Here is a 19,075-nt window from a genome sequence, read left to right as displayed (position 1 = left end):
AAACGGGAGGTCAGACGGACTGCGATTCGCGCGGCGCGGGCTCGTCGTCCTTGGCCTCGTCGAAGGTATAGCTGAACGAGACGAACCCGTCGATCACCAGCGCCACGGTCCAGCCCCAGGCCGGGCCGGTGGCGGCGTCCCATCCCTTCCCGGACAGCAGGCCGAGGGCGATCATGATGCCTACACCGACGACGTACGCGAGCAGGTGCCGGAACCAGCCGGCGCGCTCCCGCTGTGCCCGCGCGCGGCCGCCCTTCGGCGGCTTCACCGGCCGCGGCGCACCGGCGAACTTGTACGCCGCCCACCCGTCGGCCCACTTGAGTGTCTGGTGGCCGAATCCGACGCTGACGCCGATGAAGATCGCGGCCAGCGAGTGCTTGAACGACGGCTCGCCACCGCGGTGAATGTCGAGCACGCTCGCCACCAGCATGACCACGTCGACCAGCGGAACCATCAGCAGCAGGATCATCCCGGCCTTGGGTTTCCGCAGCAGATAGCGCGTCGCCATCCCGGCGGCGAGCAGGACCCAGAAGCCGATCTCACACGCGGCGATCACAGCGAGCAGCACAGGGATTCACCCTTCCCGTTGTTTTAGTACGACTGTGTTGTGAAACGACGATAACACAGGTGTGCTAAAAAGGGCACATGCCGAAGATCGTCGACCACGACGCCCGCCGCGAGGAGATCGCCCAGGCCCTGTGGCGCGTCGTCCGCCGCGACGGCATCCGCGCCGCCTCGGTCCGCACCATCGCCGCCGAGGCCGGCTGGTCGGCCGGAGCCGTGCGCTACTACTTCCCCGACCAGGACGGTCTGCTCAAGTTCGCGATGGACCTGGTCGTCCGCCGGGTCGGCGAGCGCTTCGCGGCACTGACCGCGCGCGGCGGCACGAAAGGCAGCGCCACGACCGTGGCCCTGCGGTACCTCGAAGAGGTGCTCCCGCTCGATGCCGAGCGGATGGCCGAGTTCGATGTCTGGCTCGCCTTCATGGTCCAGGCTCAGGCCGAGACCGGCGCCGACACCCTGCACAACAACGTCGAGACCGCGAACGACGGCCTGCGCGACCTATGCGCCGAGCTGCTCAACGCGCTGTCCGACGCGGGCGCACTCCGCGACGGTCTGGACCTGCGTCTGGAAATAGAGCGTTTGCATGCCTTGCTCGACGGCCTTGCCCTGCACGCGGTCATCCAGCCCCGGCGGAGCACGCCGACCCGGGTCCGCCGGCTGCTGCGCCTTCATATCGACTCCCTGGTGAGCCAAAACCCCTTACAAACCAAGGATTTTTCCTCCACGGAACGACAAGTTCGCCACAAACCTGACTAAAACATTGCGTACCGTGGCACCATCACCAGCATGGAGTCCGCTGGGGTGATCGTCGTCAGCGGAATCATGGCGGCCGGGAAGTCCGCGGTCGCCCAGTTGCTCGCCGAGCGGTTCCAGTACGGCGTCAACATTCCCGGCAATCTGTTCCGCCGGATGATCGTCAGCGGGCATGCCTCGATGACCGACGATCCGGCCGAGGCGCAACGGCAGATGCAGCTCGGATTCCGCCTCGCCTGCCAGGCCGCCGACTCCTACGCCGAGGCCGGATTCACCGTCGTACTGCAGGATGTCGTGATCGGCGAGCTGCTCCGCGAGTTCCTCGACGGGATCCGCACCCGGCCGCGCTACCTCGTCGTACTGACGCCGCGTCCCGATGTGATCTCCGGGCGGCTCGGCGGTTCGCATCATCTGGTCGACGAGCTCGACTACGAGCTGCACGCATTCAGCCCGCGGCGCGGCCTGTGGCTGGACAACTCCGACCTGTCGGCCGGCGAAACCGTCGACGCGATCCTCGGCCGGCTCGACGAGGCACGCTTCGTGTGATGGCGAGCTCGGCTACTCAAGGGTAGTTTGGCGAGATGGCGACCACGGTACGGCGGACCTCCTGCAACCTGTGTGAAGCGATCTGCGGCGTCCTGGTGACGATCGAGGACGGGCAGGTCACCGATATCCGGGGCGACGAGTCGGATCCGCTCTCCCGCGGTCACATCTGCCCGAAGGCGGTCGCGCTGCGCGACCTGCAGGAGGATCCGGACCGGCTGACCACACCGGTACGCCGTACTGCCGACGGCTGGCAGGAGATCGGGTGGGACGCGGCGTACTCGTTGATCGTCGAGAAGCTCACCGCGATCCAGCGCGAACACGGGCGGAACTCGGTCGGCGTCTATCTCGGGAACCCGAACGTGCACAGCCTCGGCGCGCTGACGCACATGCCGACGATGGTCCGGCAGCTCCGGACGCGGAACAAGTTCAGTGCCACGTCGATCGACCAGTTGCCGCAGATGCTGTCGTCGTACCTGCTGTACGGACATCAGCTGATGATCGCGGTCCCCGATATCGACCGGACGTCGTACCTGCTGATGCTCGGTGCGAACCCGCTCGCGTCGAACGGCAGCATGATGACCGCGCCTGGGTTCGGCCGGCGGATCAAGGAGGTGCGGAAGCGCGGCGGCAAGGTCGTCGTGATCGACCCACGCCGTACCGAGACCGCAGCGGTCGCGGACGAGCACCACTTCGTGCGGCCGGGGACGGATGCCGCGTTCCTGCTCGCGCTGATTCACCAGGTGATCGCGGACGGGAATGCACGACCGGCGCCGTACGTCGATGGGCTGGCAGCCGTGGAGGCCGCAGTCGAGGAATGGACGCCGGAGCGCGCGGCCGGGTTGACCGGGATCGACGCTGAGGTGATCCGGCGGATCGCTGTTGAGTACGCGGCTGCTGGGCGCGCTGCGGTCTACGGACGGGTCGGGGTGTCGACGCAGCAGTTCGGGGCGCTGTGTCAGTGGGCGATCCAGGTGCTGAACATCATCACCGGCAACCTCGATCGGCCGGGCGGGACGATGTTCCCTCGGCCTGCGGTGAATGCGCTGATCGGGCTCGGGCGTGGACATCTCGGCGTGTGGTCGAGCCGGATCCGCGGGTTGCCGGAGTTCGGCGGCGAGCTGCCGGTGTCGGTGATGGCGGAGGAGATCCTGACGCCGGGTGACGGGCAGATCCGGGCGATGGTGACGATCGCCGGCAACCCGGTGCTGTCCACACCGGACGGGCGCAAGCTCGACGAGGCATTCGAGTCGCTGGAATTCATGGTCGCGGTCGATCCCTACATCAACGAGACCACGCGGCACGCCGATGTGATCCTCCCGCCGGCACCGCCGCTCGAGCGCGATCACTACGACGTGATCTTCCACAACCTCGCCGTACGGAACACGGCTCGCTGGAACGACGCCGTACTGGATAAACCCGCGTCGGCCCGGCACGACTGGGAGATCTTCCGCGATCTCGGCACCGCGCTGGTACGACGTACGCCGCTGAGCCGGAAACGTCTTGTCACCGAGGCGCGACTGCGGTTGGCGCCGCGCCGCGTGGTCGACGTGGGGCTGCGGATCGGCCCGTACAAGCTGTCACTACGCAAACTGCGGAAGTCGCCGGGCGGGATCGACCTCGGACCGCTGCAACCGGCGTTGCCCGAAGCCTTGTTCCACAAGAACAAACGGATCAACCTCGACCAGCCGATGATCCTGGCCGACCTCGACCGGCTCTCCGAACTGCAGGCGACGGCCGACGGCGAACTGCTCCTGATCGGCCGCCGGCACCTGCGCAGCAACAACTCCTGGATGCACAACTCGGCCCGCCTGGTGAAGGGCAAACCCCGTCACCACCTGCTGATGCACCCCACCGACCTGGCCGACCGCTCCCTGACCACCGGTCAACTCGTCACCATCACCTCCGCCGCCGGCTCCCTCGCCGTAGAAGTTGCCTCCAGCAACGACATGATGCCCGGCGTGGTCTCCCTCCCGCACGGCTTCGGCCACACCCGCCCCGGCGTCCACCTAACCGTAGCCACCCAACTAGCCGGCATCTCCCTCAACGACCTAACAGACTCAGCCCTCACCGACCCCATCTCCGGCACCGCCGCAGTCAACGGCACCCCCGTAACCATCACCCCCACCCCCTAACCCCCCCACCACCACCCCCCACCACCACCCAACGGGCAACCCCCCATCTCGAGTGGCAACCCCCCAACTCAGGGGATGCCCACCGAGCCGAGGGGTTGCCCCTTGAGATTTCCGATGGGCAACCCCCCAACTCAGGGGATATCCACCGAGGTGGGGGGTTGCCTGGCGGGCACGGGGGTTGCCCATCGCGATGGGGGGTTGCCCGCTCAGATTTTCGGTGGGCAACGCCCCGTCTGAGGGGTTATCCATCGAGGTGGGGGGTTGCCCCTTGAGGTGGGGGTGGGGTGGGGTTAGGGCGGGGGTTGGGCTGAGGAGTCTCGGATGATGAGGAGGGGGGTGGCGTAGAGGTGGGGTTCGGGGCGGGCGTTGTCGAGGAGGTTGAGGAGGACGTGGGTTACTTCGGCGCCGAAGCCGACGATGTTGTTGGACATGGCGGTGAGGCGGGGGTGGGTGATGCGGCAGAGGGTGGAGTCGTCCCAGGCGACGAGAGTGAGGTCTCGGGGGACTACGTCGCCCAGGCCTTGGGCAACGGAGAGGCCGGCTACGGCCATCAGGTCGTTGTCGTAGATGATCGCGGTCGGGCGCGGGTCGGCGGCGAGTAGGTCGCGGGTGGCGGCGGCGCCTTCGTCGGCTGAGTAATCGGTGTGGATGACCTTGGTCTCCAGGCCGTAGCGGCTGCTCGCCTCGACGAACGCGCGGTCGCGGATCCACACATCGCCGTACTCCGGCGGTCCGGCGACGCGGGCGACCCGGCGGTGGCCGAGGGTCGCGACGTGGCCGAGGGCGGTGTGCATGGCGGCGGTCGCGTCGGACCAGACGCACGGCAGGCCGTCGGCCAGTTCGGGGTGGCCGACCAGGACGGCGGGCAGGCCGAGCTTGCGGAGCAACGGGATCCGCGGATCGGTGACCCGCAGGTCGACCACGATCACGCCGTCGACGCGGCGCTCGGCGGCCCACTTGCGGTACGTCGCCAGCTCCTCGTCCAAGTTGGTCACCACCTGAAGGGCCAACGCGTACGAGCGCTCGGCGAGCACGGACTCCACACCTCCCACGAAGCCCATGTAGAACGGTTCCTCGGTCAGCGTCTGCGCGGTCCGCGCAAGCACCAGGCCGAAGGTCTCACTGCGCGCGGCGGACAGCTGACGGGCGGCGCGATTCGGTACCCACTCCATTTCCTCGGCAACTCTCAGAACCCGCGCACGGGTAGCCGCGGACACTCCGGGCTGATTGTTCAGCGCGTACGACACCGCGCCTTTGGAGACGCCGGCGCGGCGCGCGATCTCCTTGATGGTGACTCGGGGCACAACTAACTCCTCACGGGCGGCCGGACCGCTGACGGTCGGTCCGGAATCCTCTAGTGTGCGCGCGTTTCCACGCCGTGTCACCAAGTGGGAGCAGAGAGTGATCCTTTTGATCACATATCGGAACTCGCCGGTTCCGGTCGCGAACGCCCGAGGTCTGGGCGGACCCTAGTCGGGGCGCCCGGGAGTGGGATACGGTTGCCAGCGTTACTTAACCGGTTCGGCTATCAGGACGGTACGGCGGCTCCAGGGCAGCGGGCGCAGTGCCGGTCACGAGGAGAAACCATGGTCGCAGTGGACAACCTGTCCCTCCAGTTGTACACAGTCCGCCACAAGCTCGAAGAGGACTTCGACGCCACCCTGGCCCGGATCGCGGAGATCGGCTTCACCAAGGTGGAGCCGTTCGGCGTCCCGGGTATCGCGGACCAACTGGCCGAAGCGCTGCCCAAGCACGGACTGTCGGCGCCCACCACGCACGCCGGCCTGCTCCGCGACGAGGACGCCGCGCCGATCTACGCCGCCGCCCAGAAGCTCGGCATCAGCACGGTCATCGAACCGTTCATCGACCCGGCGCGCTGGCAGTCCGCGGACGACGTGAAGGCAACGGCCGAGGCGCTCAACCAGGCGTCTGTCGAGGCGGCCAAGCACGGCATCACCGTCGGCTACCACAACCACCACTTCGAGCTGGAGTCGAAGATCGACGGCGTGCACGCGCTGGAGATCTTCGTCGACCACCTGAACGACGACGTCGTCCTCGAGCTCGACACCTACTGGGCGGCCGTCGGTGGCGCCGACGTACCGGCTCTGCTGAAGAAGTGGGGCAGCCGCGTGGTCGCGCTGCACGTCAAGGACGGCGACGGCACCCTGGACAACAAGGCCCAGACCGCTGTCGGTGACGGCACCATCGCGGTCGCCGACATCCTGGCCGCGGCCCCGCAGGCGCTGCGCGTGGTCGAGCTGGACGACTTCAGCGGCGAGATCTTCGACGCCGTCGAGGGCAGCTTCAAGTTCCTCACCGGAGAGGGCGCGCCCGCATGACCGCGGTGGGCGTTGGCGTCATCGGCGCCGGAGTGATCTCCGACGCGTACATCAAGAGCATGCAGAGCTTCCCGGACCTGAAGGTCGTCGCGATCGGCGACCTGCGGCCCGAGGCGGCCAAGGAGAAGGCGAGCCAGTTCGGCATCGAGAGCCACGGGGCCCCCGAGGTCGTGCTGAACCACCCGGACGTCGAGATCGTGGTCAACCTGACCATCCCGGTCGCGCACGTCGAGGTGGCCCTGGCAGCCGTTGCCGCAGGCAAGCATGTTTGGAGCGAGAAGCCCTTCTCGCTGGACCAGGAGAGCGGCCGCAAGCTGCTCGCGACCGCACAGGACGCCGGCCTGCGACTGGGCTGCGCTCCGGACACGATCCTCGGCCCGGGCCTGCAGGAGTCGCGCCGGATCATCGACCGGGGCGGCATCGGTACGCCGTTGACCGCGCTCACGCTGATGCAGTCCCCCGGCCCCGAGTCGTGGCACCCGAACCCGGCGTTCCTGTTCCAGGAAGGCGCCGGACCGCTCTGGGACATCGGCCCGTACTACCTGACCACGCTGGTCCAGCTGTTCGGACCGGTCGCGGCAGTGGCCGGGATCGGGTCGAAGTCGAAGGAGAAGCGCACGATCGGATCGGGCCCGCTGGCCGGGACCGACTTCGACGTGACGGTTCCGACCCACGTCAGCGCGATTGCGCGGTTCGAGTCAGGGCAGTCGTCGCAGAGCATCTTCAGCTTCGACTCACCGCTGTCCCGGGCCGGGTTCGTCGAGATCACGGGCTCCGAGGCGACCCTCGCCGTACCGGATCCGAACGCGTTCGACGGCGAGATCAAGATCCGCCGCCGAGGTGCTGAGGACTGGGAGACGTTGGAGACCACCAAAGCGACGGCGCAGCGCGGTACCGGCGTTCTGGAGATGGCTCGGGCGATCCGCGCAGACCGGCCGCACCGGGCGAACGGGGCGCTCGCGTTCCACATCGTCGACGTGATGTCGTCCATCACCCAGTCGATCGACACCGGCGCGTTCGTCGACGTGACGAGCACGGTCGAGGTCGCTCCGGTCCTTCCGGAGGACTGGGACGTGCACGCGGCGACCCTGTAAAGATGACCCGGTGAACAAACTTGAGCTGGATCCCCGGTGGACCGTTGTGTTCGCCGGGGACTCCGTCACCGACGGCGGTCATCGCACCGACCCCACCGGACTGGGCAACACCTACGTCCGGGACATCGCCGAAGACCTCGGCGACAACCGGCCGCGGATCGTCAACGCCGGGACCAGTGGCAACCGTGCGGTCGACCTGGTCGCGCGGTGGTCCACCGACGTGCTGGCGTTCGAGCCGTCACTGGTGTCGATCCTGATCGGGATCAACGACACGTGGCGCCGGTACGACAAGTTCGACCCGACCACGGTCGAGGCGTACGAGGCGTCGTACCGCCTGCTGCTCGAGCCGCTGGAATGCCCGCTCGTGTTGGTCGAGCCGTTCCTGTTGCAGGTCAAGCCCGAGCATGCGGAGTGGCGGGAGGACCTCGACCCGAAGATCGAGGTCGTCCGCAAGCTGGCCCTCGAGTACGACGCGATCCTGGTACCGGCCGATGTCGAGCTCAACCGGCTGGCCGGCGAGGTCGGCGCCGCGACCTTGGCCGACGACGGAGTACACCCTTCTGCGGCCGGCCACGAGGCGCTTGCCAACCTGTGGCAGCAGTACGTTCTCGCTCCCTGAACTACAGCTCCCGGACCTCACTCCGGGAGCCCGGTCACGGGGCCCCCGGCCTGGACTGAGGAGCGCAGGGAGCGAAGCGACTGGAGCGACGAGGGAAGGACGGGAATCAGGGCCCCGTGACCCGCCACGCGGAGCGTGGCATCCAATAGAGTTTGTCCTGACTAAACCGGTTCACGCTCTGGAGACGCGCTGTGACTGCTCGCAAGGACCTGACCACCGAAGGTGGCGCCAGCTGGACTGTCGAGTCCAGTGACAGAGACCCGTTTGCAGCGACTGTTCCTGGTGAGGTGCATACCGATCTGCTGGCGGCGGGGCTGATTCCTGATCCGTTCGATGGGGACAACGAGAGCAAGCTGGCGTGGATCGGGTCGACCGACTGGACCTACCGGACGACGTTCGATTGGGTTGCGGACGGGCACGCCGTACAGGAGTTGGTGGCTGACGGGCTCGACACGGTCGCGACTGTGACGCTGAACGGGACCGAGCTCGGGCGGACTCAGAACCAGCACCGGGGTTACCGCTTCGACGTCACCAGTCTGCTGGTTGCCTCGGGCAATGAATTGGTGGTTGCGTTCGCGGCGCCGGTCGAGGCGGCGAAGAAGTTTGCCGAGACGCTCGGGCTGTGGCCGCACACGAACAAGCACCCGTACAACGCGATCCGGAAGATGGCCAGCAACTACGGCTGGGACTGGGGTCCCGACCTTGCCACCGCCGGGATCTGGAAGCCGATCGGGATCGAGTCCTGGTCCGGCGTCCGGATCGCCTCCGTCCGCCCGCTGGCGAGCGCCGACGGCGTCTTAACAACACATGTGGCGCTGGCGTGGGATGCAGGCGCTGCCACGAACGCGGACACCGCCGTGACCGTCGCGGTCGGCGGCACCACGACCACCACGACAGTTGCCGTCGGCACCGAGAGCGTCGTACTGACCAACACGGTCGCCGACGTCGAGCTCTGGTGGCCGCGCGGTCACGGCGAACAGCCCTTGTACGACGTCGCTGTCACGGCCGGCGATGACCGTTGGGCCGGGCGGGTCGGGTTCCGCGACATCACGATGAACGTTGCCCCCGACAAGGACGGCGGCCCGTTCGTGCTGTCGGTCAACGGCAAGCCGATCTACGTCCGCGGCGCGAACTGGATCCCCGACGACGCCTTCGTCACCAGGCTGAACCGCTCGACGTACGAGACGAGCATCCAGGACGCACTCGACGCCGGCATGAACCTGCTGCGCGTCTGGGGCGGCGGCATCTACGAGACCGACGACTTCTATGACATCTGCGACGAGCAAGGCGTGCTGGTCTGGCAGGACTTCCTGTTCGCCTGCGCGGCCTACTCCGAGGACGAGCCGCTGTGGAGCGAGGTCGAGGCCGAGGCGCAGCAGGCGGTCACCCGGCTGAGCAAGCACGCCAGCCTCGCGGTGTGGAACGGCAACAACGAGAACATCTGGGGGTACGTCGAGTGGGGCTGGCGGGCGCCGTTGGCCGGGCGCAAGTGGGGTGAGGGCTACTACTTCGACCTGCTGCCGAAGATCGTCGCCGAGCTCGACCCGCGGACGCCGTACTCGGAGGGCAGTCCGTACTCCTACGACCACTTCATCCACCCGAACGACGACCGCAACGGGACCATGCACATCTGGGATGTGTGGAACCAGGCGGACTACACGACCTACCGCAAGTACAAGCCGCGGTTCGTGTCGGAGTTCGGGTTCCAGGGACCGCCGGCCTGGTCGACGCTGACCTCGGTGGTGCACGACGTGCCGCTGGATCCGTACGGCGATCAGATGCTCGTGCACCAGAAGGCCTACGAGGGCAACCTCAAGCTGGAGCGCGGTCTCGGTGATCACCTGCCGCTCTGGAAGTCGATGGACGACTGGCACTGGACGACTCAGCTCAACCAGGCCAGGGCGATCATCTACGGCATCGAGCATTTCCGCAGCCTGTTCCCGCTGAACACTGGTGCGATCATCTGGCAGCTCAACGACAACTGGCCCGTTGTCTCGTGGGCCGCGGTCGACGGGCACGGGATCCGCAAGCCGCTGTGGTTCGCTCTCAAGAAGGTGTACGCCGATCGTCTGCTCAGCGTGCAGCCGACCGATGACGGGCTGGTTGTTGCCGCACACAACGATTCCGACGAAGCGTGGTCGACCCGATTGACGCTGGCCCGCCGGGCGACCGGTGCCGGCGGCGAGGTGTTCGCGCGCGAGAGCATTGCTCTCGAAGTAGAGCCCCGCACCGCGACACTCACCACGGTGCCGGTTTCGCTCATCTCCTTCGACGCCACCACCGAGTACCTGGAAGTCCGCGCGGACGACGGCGCGACGGCGTACTGGTACTTCGTCGAGGACACTCAGCTGCAGCTCTCAGCCGACGCCTACACGGCGGAGGTCACCCCGACCAGCGATGGGTACGACGTCACTGTCACGGCGACCGCGTTGGCCAAGGACCTGGCGCTCTTCCCGGACCGCCTCGACGCGGCCGCTCGGGTGGATTCGTGTCTGATCACCCTGTCCGCGGGTGAGAGCCACACCTTCCGCGTCACCGGAGCGAGCGCTCCGGCTGAGGTCGGCGTACCGGTGCTGCGCTCGGCGAACGACCTGCTGACCGGGGAGTGACGCATACTGGTCGACTGTGACTGGGGCACGGGGGATTGCGCTACTGCTGGTTGCCGCACTGGTGATGGCTGGTTGCGGCGAACAAGAGTCGTCGACGGGCGTCGTCCCCCTCAGCACGACGCCCACGGCGAGCCTGCCGCCCAGCACCGCGACGCCGAGCACTCCCCAGCCCAGCTCCCCCATCCCGAGCACTCCACAGGTCAGCACGCCCACTCCGGTCGGTACGCCGAACGGCCGGCCCGGGGCGTCGCACAACAGCAACCTGATGCCGATCGTCGACCATGGCCCGCGGGATCAGAAGCTGGTCGCGTTGACGTTCGACGCGGACCTGACCGCGGCCATGCGGAAGCGCCTGTTGAGTGGGAAGGTCACGTCGTACTACAACGCCACTCTGATCAAGGAGCTCCGGACTCTGCAGGTCCCAGCCACCATGTTCCTCACGGGGATGTGGATGGAGGAGTACCCGGAGGTGGCGAGGGAGCTGGCTGCTGACCCGCTGTTCGAGCTCGGCACGCACACCTACGACCACCGTGCCTTCACCAAGCACTGCTACACGCTGGGCTCGGTTCCGCGGTCAGACATGCTGGCCGACGTACAGAAGGCGGTCAAGCAGCTCGACAAGCTGGATCCGCACGCCACGCGCTGGTTCCGGTTCCCCGGTGGGTGCTACGACGGTACGGCGTTGCACGAGCTCGCCCCGGCCGGAGTGACTGCCGTGGGATTGGACGTGCCCGGTGCGGACGGTTTCGCGAAGTCCCCGAAGCCGATCGTCAAGCAGGTGCTGTCCCACGTGCAGAACGGGTCGATCGTCGTACTCCACATGCACGGCGGTGACAACGCGCCGTACACGGACGAAGCGATCACGCCGATCGTGAAGGAGCTGCGGGCGCGCGGCTTCCAACTCGTCACTGTGACTCAGCTCATGAACGGGAACCGCTGACTCGACCACCCCGTCAGTCCTGGTGTGAACAAGCGGCGGATGCGGAGTGCCGGCATCACGCTCGGCCTGACCGCTCTGGTCGCGGCCTCTCTCACCGGATGCTCCAGCGAGGACGACACTGCCGACTATGCGGCGATCTGTGTCGATCCGCAGACGGAGACCCGGGTCGACGACGGCAACTGCAAGGACGAGCAGGAGTACCACGGCTCGGGCGCAGGCTTCTTCTGGTTCTACATGGCCACTCGCGGCAGCGCGTATGTACCGGCCGTCGGTGGGAAGTACTACACCGGCAACGGCACCTACACCGTGCCTCGGGAGCGCGACGACCGCACTGGTGGCGGTAGCGGTTCGCCGACGATCCAGCGCGGCGGTCTGTCGAAGAGTGGCGGCGACATCAGCACCATCTCGCGCGGTGGCTTCGGTCAGTCGAGTCATGGGAGGTCCGGCGGCTGATGTGGCGGCACGCGAGTAAGCCGCGGCCGGGCTGGCGGGAAAAGGTCGTCGAACAGGGGCTGGTGTTCCCGATGACCGACATGCCCGATGGCACTGAGCGCCCGTACTGGAACGAGAGCGCCTGGTACGAGGTGACCATGGACGAGGTCCTGCACCTCGAGAGCGTCACCGAGGAGCTCTACGCGATGTGCCGTCAGGCAGCCCGAGTGATGGCAGACCGGTTCTCAGACGCAGAGCTCGGTCTGGCCTCCGGCACGCTCGCTCTGGTCCAGCAGTCGCTCAAGCGCGACGACCTGTCCATGTACGCGCGCTTCGACCTGGCCTGGAACGGCGCCGACCCGAAGATGCTGGAGATCAACGGCGATACCCCGACCGGCCTGGTCGAGTCCGCAGTGATCCAGTGGAACTGGCTGGAGGATGTCTTCCCGGACGCCGACCAGTGGAACTCGGTCCACGACCGCCTGGTGCAGTGGTGGTCCCAGCACCAGTTCCCCGGCAACGAGGCGCACTTCTTCAACTCCGCCGCCGAAACCTCCGGTGAGGAGGAGATGACCGTCGCCTACCTGCGCGACACCGCGGCCATCGCCGGACTGGCGACGTACGGGCATGAGATCGAGGACGTCGGCTGGGACTCCGCAGAGCGCCGTTTCGTCGACTGGGGCAACCGGCCGATCCGCACTGCCTTCAAGTTGTACCCCTGGGAGGACATGCTCGACGAGGAGTTCGGCCGCTTCGTCCTGGCCGGTACGGAACGTCAGCCGGTGCAGTGGATCGAGCCGATCTGGAAGACGATGCTCTCGACCAAGGCGATCCTCCCGGTGCTGTGGGAGCTCTACCCCGACCACCCGAACCTGCTCCCGGCATACTTCGGTCACCCGGGCGATCTGACCGAGTGGGTCGCCAAACCGCTGCACGGCCGCGAGGGCAGCAACATCGTCATTCACACCGCCGATGAGGACCACACGCAGGAGGGTCCCTACGACACGGCGACGATGGTCTACCAGCAGTGGTACCCGCTCCCGTCGTACGACGGCAACCGGGCCGTCATCGGCAGCTGGATCGTCGACGGATCGGCCGCCGGCATGATGGTGCGCGAGTCCGACGGTCCCATCACCGACTACTACGCCCGCTTCGTCCCGCACGCCATCGGCACCAGCCCGCGCCCGGACGCCGAGACCGTACGACTCTGGTTGGCCGAGTAGTCAGATGTTGATCGCGATGTACTTGGTCTCCAGGTACTCGTCGATGCCGACCGAACCGCCTTCGCGGCCGAGGCCGGACTGCTTCACACCACCGAACGGCGCAGCGGGGTTGGAGACGATGCCCTGATTGAGGCCGATCATGCCGGTCTCGAGGCGTTCGGAGATGCGCAGCGCGCGGGTCAGGTCGTTGGTGAACAGGTAGGAGACCAGCCCGTACTCCGTGTCGTTCGCCATCTCGACCGCTTCGTCCTCGGTGTCGAACGCGGTCAGCGGAGCGACCGGGCCGAAGATCTCCTCCTTCTGCAACCGGGCTTCCCAGGGCACGTCGGCGAGAACGGTCGGCGGGTAGAAGTAGCCGTTGCCTTCAGCAACCGCTCCGCCGGTGAGGACGCGCGCGCCGAGCTCGACCGCGTCGTCGACCAGCTCTTTGACCTTGTCCCGTTGGGTTGCGTCGATCAGCGGACCGACGTCGACACCCTCGTCCGTCCCGCGACCGACAGTCAGTGCGCCCATTCGCTCGGCGAGGCGCCGCGAGAACTCATCCAGTACGGCGGTCTGCACGTAGATGCGGTTGGCCGCCGTACAGGCCTCGCCGCCGTTGCGCATCTTCGCCAGCATCGCGCCTTCGACGGCCTGGTCCAGGTCGGCGTCAGCGAAGACCAGCAGCGGCGCGTTACCGCCCAGCTCCATGCTGGTCTTCAGCACGTGCTCAGCGGCCTGTTCGATCAGCTTGCGGCCGACCTGAGTGGAGCCGGTGAACGACAGCTTGCGGGCGCGGCCGTCGCGGATCAGCGGTTCCATCACGCCACCGGAGTTGCTGGTGGTCAGCACGTTCAGGACGCCGGCCGGGAGCCCGGCCTCGGTCATCAGCTCGGCCAGCTTCAGCATCGACAGTGGCGTCTGCGCGGCCGGCTTGATCACCATCGTGCAGCCGGCCGCAACCGCCGGGCCGATCTTGCGCGCGCCCATCGCGGCCGGGAAGTTCCACGGCGTGATCAGCAGGCACGGTCCGACCGGTTGGCGCATCACCAGGAAGCGACCCTTGCCGTTCGGCGCGACCTGGTAGCTGCCCTCGATCCGCACCGCCTCTTCGGCGAACCACCGGAAGAACTCAGCGGCGTACGCGATCTCGCCCTTGGACTCGGCGACCGGCTTGCCCATCTCCAGCGTCATCAGCAACGCCAGCTCGTCGGCGCGCTCAGTCATCAGCTCATAGGTACGGCGCAGGATCTCGCCACGCTCACGTGGTGGCGTGGCCGCCCAGTCCGCCTGTGCGGCGACCGCTGCGTCGAGTGCGGCCTTGCCGTCGGCCGGACTGGCATCAGCGACCTCGCAGAGCGTCGTACCGGTGGAGGGGTCTTCTACGGCCAGCGTGCGGCCGCCCTCACCCGCTCTCCACTTGCCTCCGATGAACAGCTCGGTCGGACACTGCGCGACAACAGCCTGCTCCTGGTCCATGTACCCACCATAGGTCGCTGTCAGGCGGTGGCAATGAGGGGCGGAGCGTGCCGCGGTACAGTCCGGATCGCGCGCGTCAGACCGGCCGCAATCGTGCGCAGGATCGACGACCGGACCAGACCGTCGAAGGCGAGCGGGACCAGCATCAGCTCGTCGGCCGTCGTACCGGCGACCAGACCGCCGAGTGCCGACACCACTGAAGTCCGGGAGCCGACTACATGGCCCGGGTCGTCCAGGAGGCGCTCGGCGCGACCACGCTCGCGTCCAGTCAGAGGTGGCTCCAGCAACGCCATCAGCTCGGCCGTAGTCGCACGAGGTGACGCCACACTGAGCCGCGTCTTCACTCGCACGTATTCAGCGAATCGGATGATCGCCTCTTCCTCCGTGTCCGCAGCGACCACTCCGATCGTCACAGCCAAGTAGGGCTTCACTGTCGGCCCACTGGCCTCGAAGTGCTCCCGGTACGCCGCCACGGCCGCACTGGTCATCGCAGTCGCACTGTGGTGCTGCACCACGACCGGCAACCCCCGTACGGCGGCAACCGCAGCCGCACCGGGGTGGTCGGCGCACACAAGCACCGGCGGCGGCAGTCCGGCAAGTGACAGCCGTACGTCGCCCACGGGTGCGCGACCGGGCATGCCGTCCCGGAGGAACCCGCACAACTCGTCCAGTCGCCGCGGGAACGTGTCTCGCGCGCTACCGCCGAGCGCGGCCGCCGTACTGGGTGCATGACTGAACTGCTGGCCCACACCGAGGTCGATGCGACTCGGGTATGCCGCAGCGAGCGCAGCGAACTGCTCGGCGATCACCAGTGGCTGGTGGTTGGTCAGCAGTACGCCGGCCGAGCCCAGCCGGATCCGGTCGGTCCGTGCCGCCAGAACCGCAGCAAGAACGGCAGGCGCCGCGCTGCCGACGCCTCGGACGCCGTGCTGCTCCCCCAACCAGAACCGGCGGTATCCGAGGTCGTCGGCAGCCTGTGCAACCTCCGCGGTCTCCCGGAGTGCGGCCGCAGCCGACTGACCGGGCAGCTGCGGAACGGTGTCCAGCACCGAGTGCGCAGACACCGGCAAACCAGGAGTGACGGGAGATAGCACCTGCCCACCGTCGCAGCGCCCCGCCGTTTCCACATGGGGGTCCTGCCCCCATGTTTCTGTCAACCACCACCCCGAAAGATGGGGGGCCCGATCCCTTGCCGCCTGCCTGAGTCGTCAGGCATTGTTCCCGGCGTTCCTTCCAGAAATTCGCGGCAGAGGAGGCCGAGCTTTGGTGCAGACGACGAACTGGGAGCCGTAGCGCTCCCCACCCGAACCGGCCCGCCTTCCACCAGAGGCCGGCCGGGCGCTGCTGCCGCGGGGTGATCAACCCCCAGTCGTCGCCCCGCGGCAGTTGCCCACCGTTGTCACCCCTTCCGGCCCGCCCAACCGCAAAATATGGGGGCCCTATACCCATGTCGAGCACCGACTGCCGATGGCAGCCTGACCGCATGCTCAGCTCAGCCACCGCGAGCCCGCTCCGGACCGACCAGCGCGACAGCGCCTGGTGGTCCGCCGCGCTGCGGCCGGACGAGAAATCCGGCGGCATGCCGGCCTGGGCCCACTACGTCGAGCGCAGCACCGCCGCCCACCCGTGCACACCCCCAGTGGCAGCCGGCGAAGATTGGCAGCAGGCCTTCATGCACTGCCTGCAGCCCCTCCTGAGTGTCGCCCGCGACGACCTGACCTCCGCCGGCCACACCGGCGTACTGACCGAGCAGTTCCTGCAACGCCTCGGACTGCGACTGGTCAAGCTCTCGTCCCGCACGCTGGTGCTGGAGCTGGCTCGAGCCCGTGACCGCGGTGAGCTCGCCGGCGCCACCCCCTCGCTGCGCTTCCTCGACTTCACCCACCAGCTCGTCGGAGGGAGCGAGCTGGCGGAGTTCCTGGCCGCCTACCCCGTGCTGGCCCGGGTCCTGGGCGAGTCGTGCCGGCAGAGCATCGAGGCCCACCTCGAACTGCTGGCACGACTCGCCGAGGACCGAGAGTCACTGGTCAACGGCATCTTCGGCGGCCGCGACCCGGGCGCCCTGGTCTCCATCGAGCCCGCCGGCGACTCGCACCGCAGCGGCCGCGCCACTGCCACCCTGACCTTCGCCGACGGCCGCCACCTGATCTACAAACCGCGCTCCCTGGACCTCCACGGCCACTTCAACGAACTCGTCGACTGGCTGAACAGCAAGACCGGCCTGGACCTGCGCACGGTCCGCCTGGAACGCCGTACCGACTACGGCTGGCTGGAGTTCGTCACCGCCGCCCCCTGCACCGACGCAGGCGCCGTCCGCCGCTTCTACCACCGCCAAGGCGCCCTACTAGCCCTCCTGTACGTCCTGGACGGCACCGACATGCACTACGAAAACCTGATCGCCGTCGGCGAGCAGCCGGTGCTGGTGGACATCGAAACCCTGTTCCACCCGTCCCCGACTCCGCCTGGCGCAACCGGCAGCGATCCGGCGCATCAAACCTTCATGAGTTCTGTTTCCCGCACGGCTCTGCTGCCACTTCTCATTGTCGGTGAGACCGGCTCAGTGGCCGACGTCTCCGGCCTCGGCGGGGACACCGAAGCGCAGGCGATCCGAGCCGACTGGGCGGACGCCGGCCTGGACTCGATGCACCTGATCCGGCGGCCCGTTCCCGTTCCCAGCGGGAACAACAGACCGCTCCTCGACGGTGTGGCAATCGAACCGCGCGACCACGAGATCGCCATCCTGATGGGCTTCCAGGACGCCTACCAGGCGATCGCCTGGAACCGTGGAGAGCTCCTCGGACCGGAGGGGATGCTGGCCCGGTGTACGACCGATCAGGTGCGCTTCGTGCCTCGCAGCACCAGTGTGTACGCCGGCCTGCTCGATGAGGCGACGCATCCGAACGCCTTGCGCGCGGCGGACGGACGCAGTCAACTGCTCGACCTGCTGTGGGACGCCGGCCCCTGGCTGCACAGTCTCGTCCCGCACGAGCTGGCCGATCTATGGGCAGGTGACGTCCCGCTGTTCACGTTCCTGCCGGGCAGCCGCGACGTCTTCGCCTCCGATGGCACCCGCATTCCTGATGCCCTCGCGGACGAAGGGCTCGCCAAGGTCGAGCAGAAGATCGCGTCGCTGAGCGATGTCGATCAACATCGGCAGCGGTGGCTGATCTCCGCCACCCTGGCCACTCGACCCGAGCCGATCATTCACCGCACCACAGCAACCCGGCCCCCACTGGGCACCACAGGGGCGCATCCGGACAGCGCACTGGCAGCCGCTACCGACATCGCCGATGAGATCGTTGCACAGGTCATCGGTGAGACGGGCGGTGCGGCGAACTGGGTAGGTCTGGAACTTCTGGACGACAATCACTGGGCAGTGCGACCGATGGGCGCCGGACTCACGAATGGTTACACCGGTACGGCACTCTTCCTCGCGCAGGTCGGTGCACTGACCGGAGAGCGTAAGTACGGCGAGCTGGCGCGCGACGTGATCCGCCCGATCCCCCATCTGCTGCAGGCGCTCAGCTCGGACCTTGAATCGGCGCAGATGATCGGTCCGGGTCTCCATGGCCTCGGTGGCATCAGCTACGGACTGGACCGCATGTCCTCGCTGCTAGGCGATCCGGAACTCTCGGCCTGGCTGCAGGCGTCACTCGATCTCGCCGGCCGGCTCACACCGGACCCCACTGAGTTCCCAACCTATGCCGAGGGCGCAGCCGGCGGGCTCGCCGCAATGCAAGCGATCCAAGGCATTCCAGCCGCCGTTCGGCTGGCTCAGCGGTACGCCGATGAGCTGGTCCAGGTCGTGGCCAGCGGGCGGGCCGCACCCGGCCAGGGATTCACCCGCGGCTATCAGGGGATCGCCTTCGCACTCGGCCGGTACGGCACCCCCGGTGACCAGTACGAGGTTGCGGCCTCGGCCGCAGCTGATCTAGACCGAAACGGCCCGAACTTCAGCCCTGGTTGGTGTTCCGGCGACGGCGGAACGACCCTGGCCCGGCTCGCGGCCGGAAAATCTGTGGACCTTGAAGTGTATTTGAGGGCCGCCTCCGAACGTCCGGTACTCGCAGACCTCAGTTTGTGTCATGGCGAGCTCGGCGCGGTCGAGCCACTGGCGTGGCTGGCCGAACGTGAACACCAAGCCGTAGAGGGGGTGCGGCAACGCCGTATCCGGCTGGTGCTCGCGGCAGTACAGCAGTACGGACCACAGTGCGGTACACCTCGTTCGGTTCCATCTCCAGGTCTGCTGACCGGTCTGGCGGGAATCGGCTACGGGTTGCTCCGGCTGGCGTTCCCAGAACGCGTCCCGTCCGTGCTGTTGCTGGAATCAACCACCGGATGGAAGCGAGCTGTCCGCCGCTGACAT

15 protein-coding genes are annotated in these 19,075 nt (G+C 67.5%); 11 read left to right on the top strand and 4 right to left on the bottom strand.

Annotated features, from left to right (window positions below; translation table 11 throughout):
* Positions 1-10: 10 nt before the first annotated feature.
* A complete protein-coding gene (locus ACFTSF_RS33495; protein ID WP_380158620.1) occupies positions 11-568 on the bottom strand; it encodes a 2TM domain-containing protein in 558 nt (185 codons plus the stop codon).
* A 77-nt stretch (positions 569-645) separates the two neighbouring features.
* On the opposite strand from ACFTSF_RS33495, the gene ACFTSF_RS33490 reads away from it, so the two are divergent.
* The 3 genes from ACFTSF_RS33490 to ACFTSF_RS33480 are packed head-to-tail and all read left to right on the top strand — an operon-like array spanning position 646 to position 3,995.
* On the top strand, positions 646-1,320 hold the full coding sequence (locus ACFTSF_RS33490) for a TetR/AcrR family transcriptional regulator (protein ID WP_380158619.1): 675 nt from the start codon (positions 646-648) through the stop codon (positions 1,318-1,320).
* Between the two features lie 30 nt (positions 1,321-1,350).
* Entirely contained in the window at positions 1,351-1,863 is a 513-nt protein-coding gene (locus tag ACFTSF_RS33485) for a phosphotransferase (RefSeq protein WP_344149842.1), read from the top strand.
* 35 nt (positions 1,864-1,898) lie between these two features.
* Positions 1,899-3,995 carry a molybdopterin-dependent oxidoreductase gene (locus ACFTSF_RS33480; RefSeq protein ID WP_380158618.1) on the top strand — a complete coding sequence of 699 codons (2,097 nt, stop codon included), beginning with the start codon at positions 1,899-1,901 and terminating at the stop codon, positions 3,993-3,995.
* A 290-nt stretch (positions 3,996-4,285) separates the two neighbouring features.
* Here ACFTSF_RS33480 and ACFTSF_RS33475 read toward each other — a convergent pair whose 3' ends face one another.
* Complete coding sequence (locus ACFTSF_RS33475) at positions 4,286-5,299, bottom strand: LacI family DNA-binding transcriptional regulator (protein WP_380158616.1); 1,014 nt, start codon at positions 5,297-5,299, stop codon at positions 4,286-4,288.
* 282 nt (positions 5,300-5,581) lie between these two features.
* Between ACFTSF_RS33475 and ACFTSF_RS33470 the strand changes: the two genes are divergently transcribed.
* From ACFTSF_RS33470 to ACFTSF_RS33440, 7 genes are all read left to right on the top strand, one after another.
* Positions 5,582-6,334 carry a sugar phosphate isomerase/epimerase gene (locus ACFTSF_RS33470; protein ID WP_344149836.1) on the top strand — a complete coding sequence of 251 codons (753 nt, stop codon included), beginning with the start codon at positions 5,582-5,584 and terminating at the stop codon, positions 6,332-6,334.
* Positions 6,331-7,428 (top strand): Gfo/Idh/MocA family protein, encoded by a 1,098-nt coding sequence (locus ACFTSF_RS33465; RefSeq protein WP_380158614.1) that lies wholly within the window; start codon positions 6,331-6,333, stop codon positions 7,426-7,428. Before ACFTSF_RS33470 ends, ACFTSF_RS33465 begins: the two co-directional genes overlap by 4 nt.
* A 10-nt stretch (positions 7,429-7,438) precedes the next feature.
* Positions 7,439-8,047 (top strand): SGNH/GDSL hydrolase family protein, encoded by a 609-nt coding sequence (locus ACFTSF_RS33460; RefSeq protein ID WP_380158612.1) that lies wholly within the window; start codon positions 7,439-7,441, stop codon positions 8,045-8,047.
* 191 nt (positions 8,048-8,238) lie between these two features.
* Complete coding sequence (locus tag ACFTSF_RS33455; RefSeq protein WP_380158610.1) at positions 8,239-10,656, top strand: glycoside hydrolase family 2 protein; 2,418 nt, start codon at positions 8,239-8,241, stop codon at positions 10,654-10,656.
* A 16-nt stretch (positions 10,657-10,672) separates the two neighbouring features.
* Positions 10,673-11,596, top strand: a complete 924-nt coding sequence (locus tag ACFTSF_RS33450; RefSeq protein WP_380158608.1) for a polysaccharide deacetylase family protein — start codon at positions 10,673-10,675, stop codon at positions 11,594-11,596.
* Positions 11,597-11,620: 24 nt separating this feature from the next.
* Positions 11,621-12,049: a hypothetical protein gene (locus ACFTSF_RS33445; protein WP_380158606.1), complete on the top strand. Its 429-nt coding sequence runs from the start codon at positions 11,621-11,623 to the stop codon at positions 12,047-12,049.
* On the top strand, positions 12,049-13,251 hold the full coding sequence (locus ACFTSF_RS33440; protein ID WP_380158604.1) for a glutathionylspermidine synthase family protein: 1,203 nt from the start codon (positions 12,049-12,051) through the stop codon (positions 13,249-13,251). Before ACFTSF_RS33445 ends, ACFTSF_RS33440 begins: the two co-directional genes overlap by 1 nt.
* Here ACFTSF_RS33440 and ACFTSF_RS33435 read toward each other — a convergent pair whose 3' ends face one another.
* Positions 13,252-14,709, bottom strand: a complete 1,458-nt coding sequence (locus ACFTSF_RS33435; protein WP_380158602.1) for an NAD-dependent succinate-semialdehyde dehydrogenase — start codon at positions 14,707-14,709, stop codon at positions 13,252-13,254. It abuts the gene before it with no gap.
* A gap of 20 nt (positions 14,710-14,729) precedes the next feature.
* Entirely contained in the window at positions 14,730-15,773 is a 1,044-nt protein-coding gene (locus ACFTSF_RS33430) for an MsnO8 family LLM class oxidoreductase (protein WP_344149820.1), read from the bottom strand.
* A gap of 419 nt (positions 15,774-16,192) precedes the next feature.
* On the opposite strand from ACFTSF_RS33430, the gene ACFTSF_RS33425 reads away from it, so the two are divergent.
* The gene (locus ACFTSF_RS33425; RefSeq protein ID WP_380158601.1) at positions 16,193-19,072 is read left to right on the top strand and encodes a type 2 lanthipeptide synthetase LanM family protein; all 2,880 of its coding nucleotides are present in this window, start codon (positions 16,193-16,195) and stop codon (positions 19,070-19,072) included.
* The last annotated feature ends 3 nt before the right edge of the window (positions 19,073-19,075 follow it).

The organism is Kribbella sp. NPDC056951 (assembly GCF_042674205.1).
Classification (GTDB): Bacteria; Actinomycetota; Actinomycetes; order Propionibacteriales; family Kribbellaceae; genus Kribbella; species Kribbella yunnanensis.
Note: the sequence above shows the minus strand (reverse complement) of the source record. Positions and strands in the feature narration are given on the sequence as shown.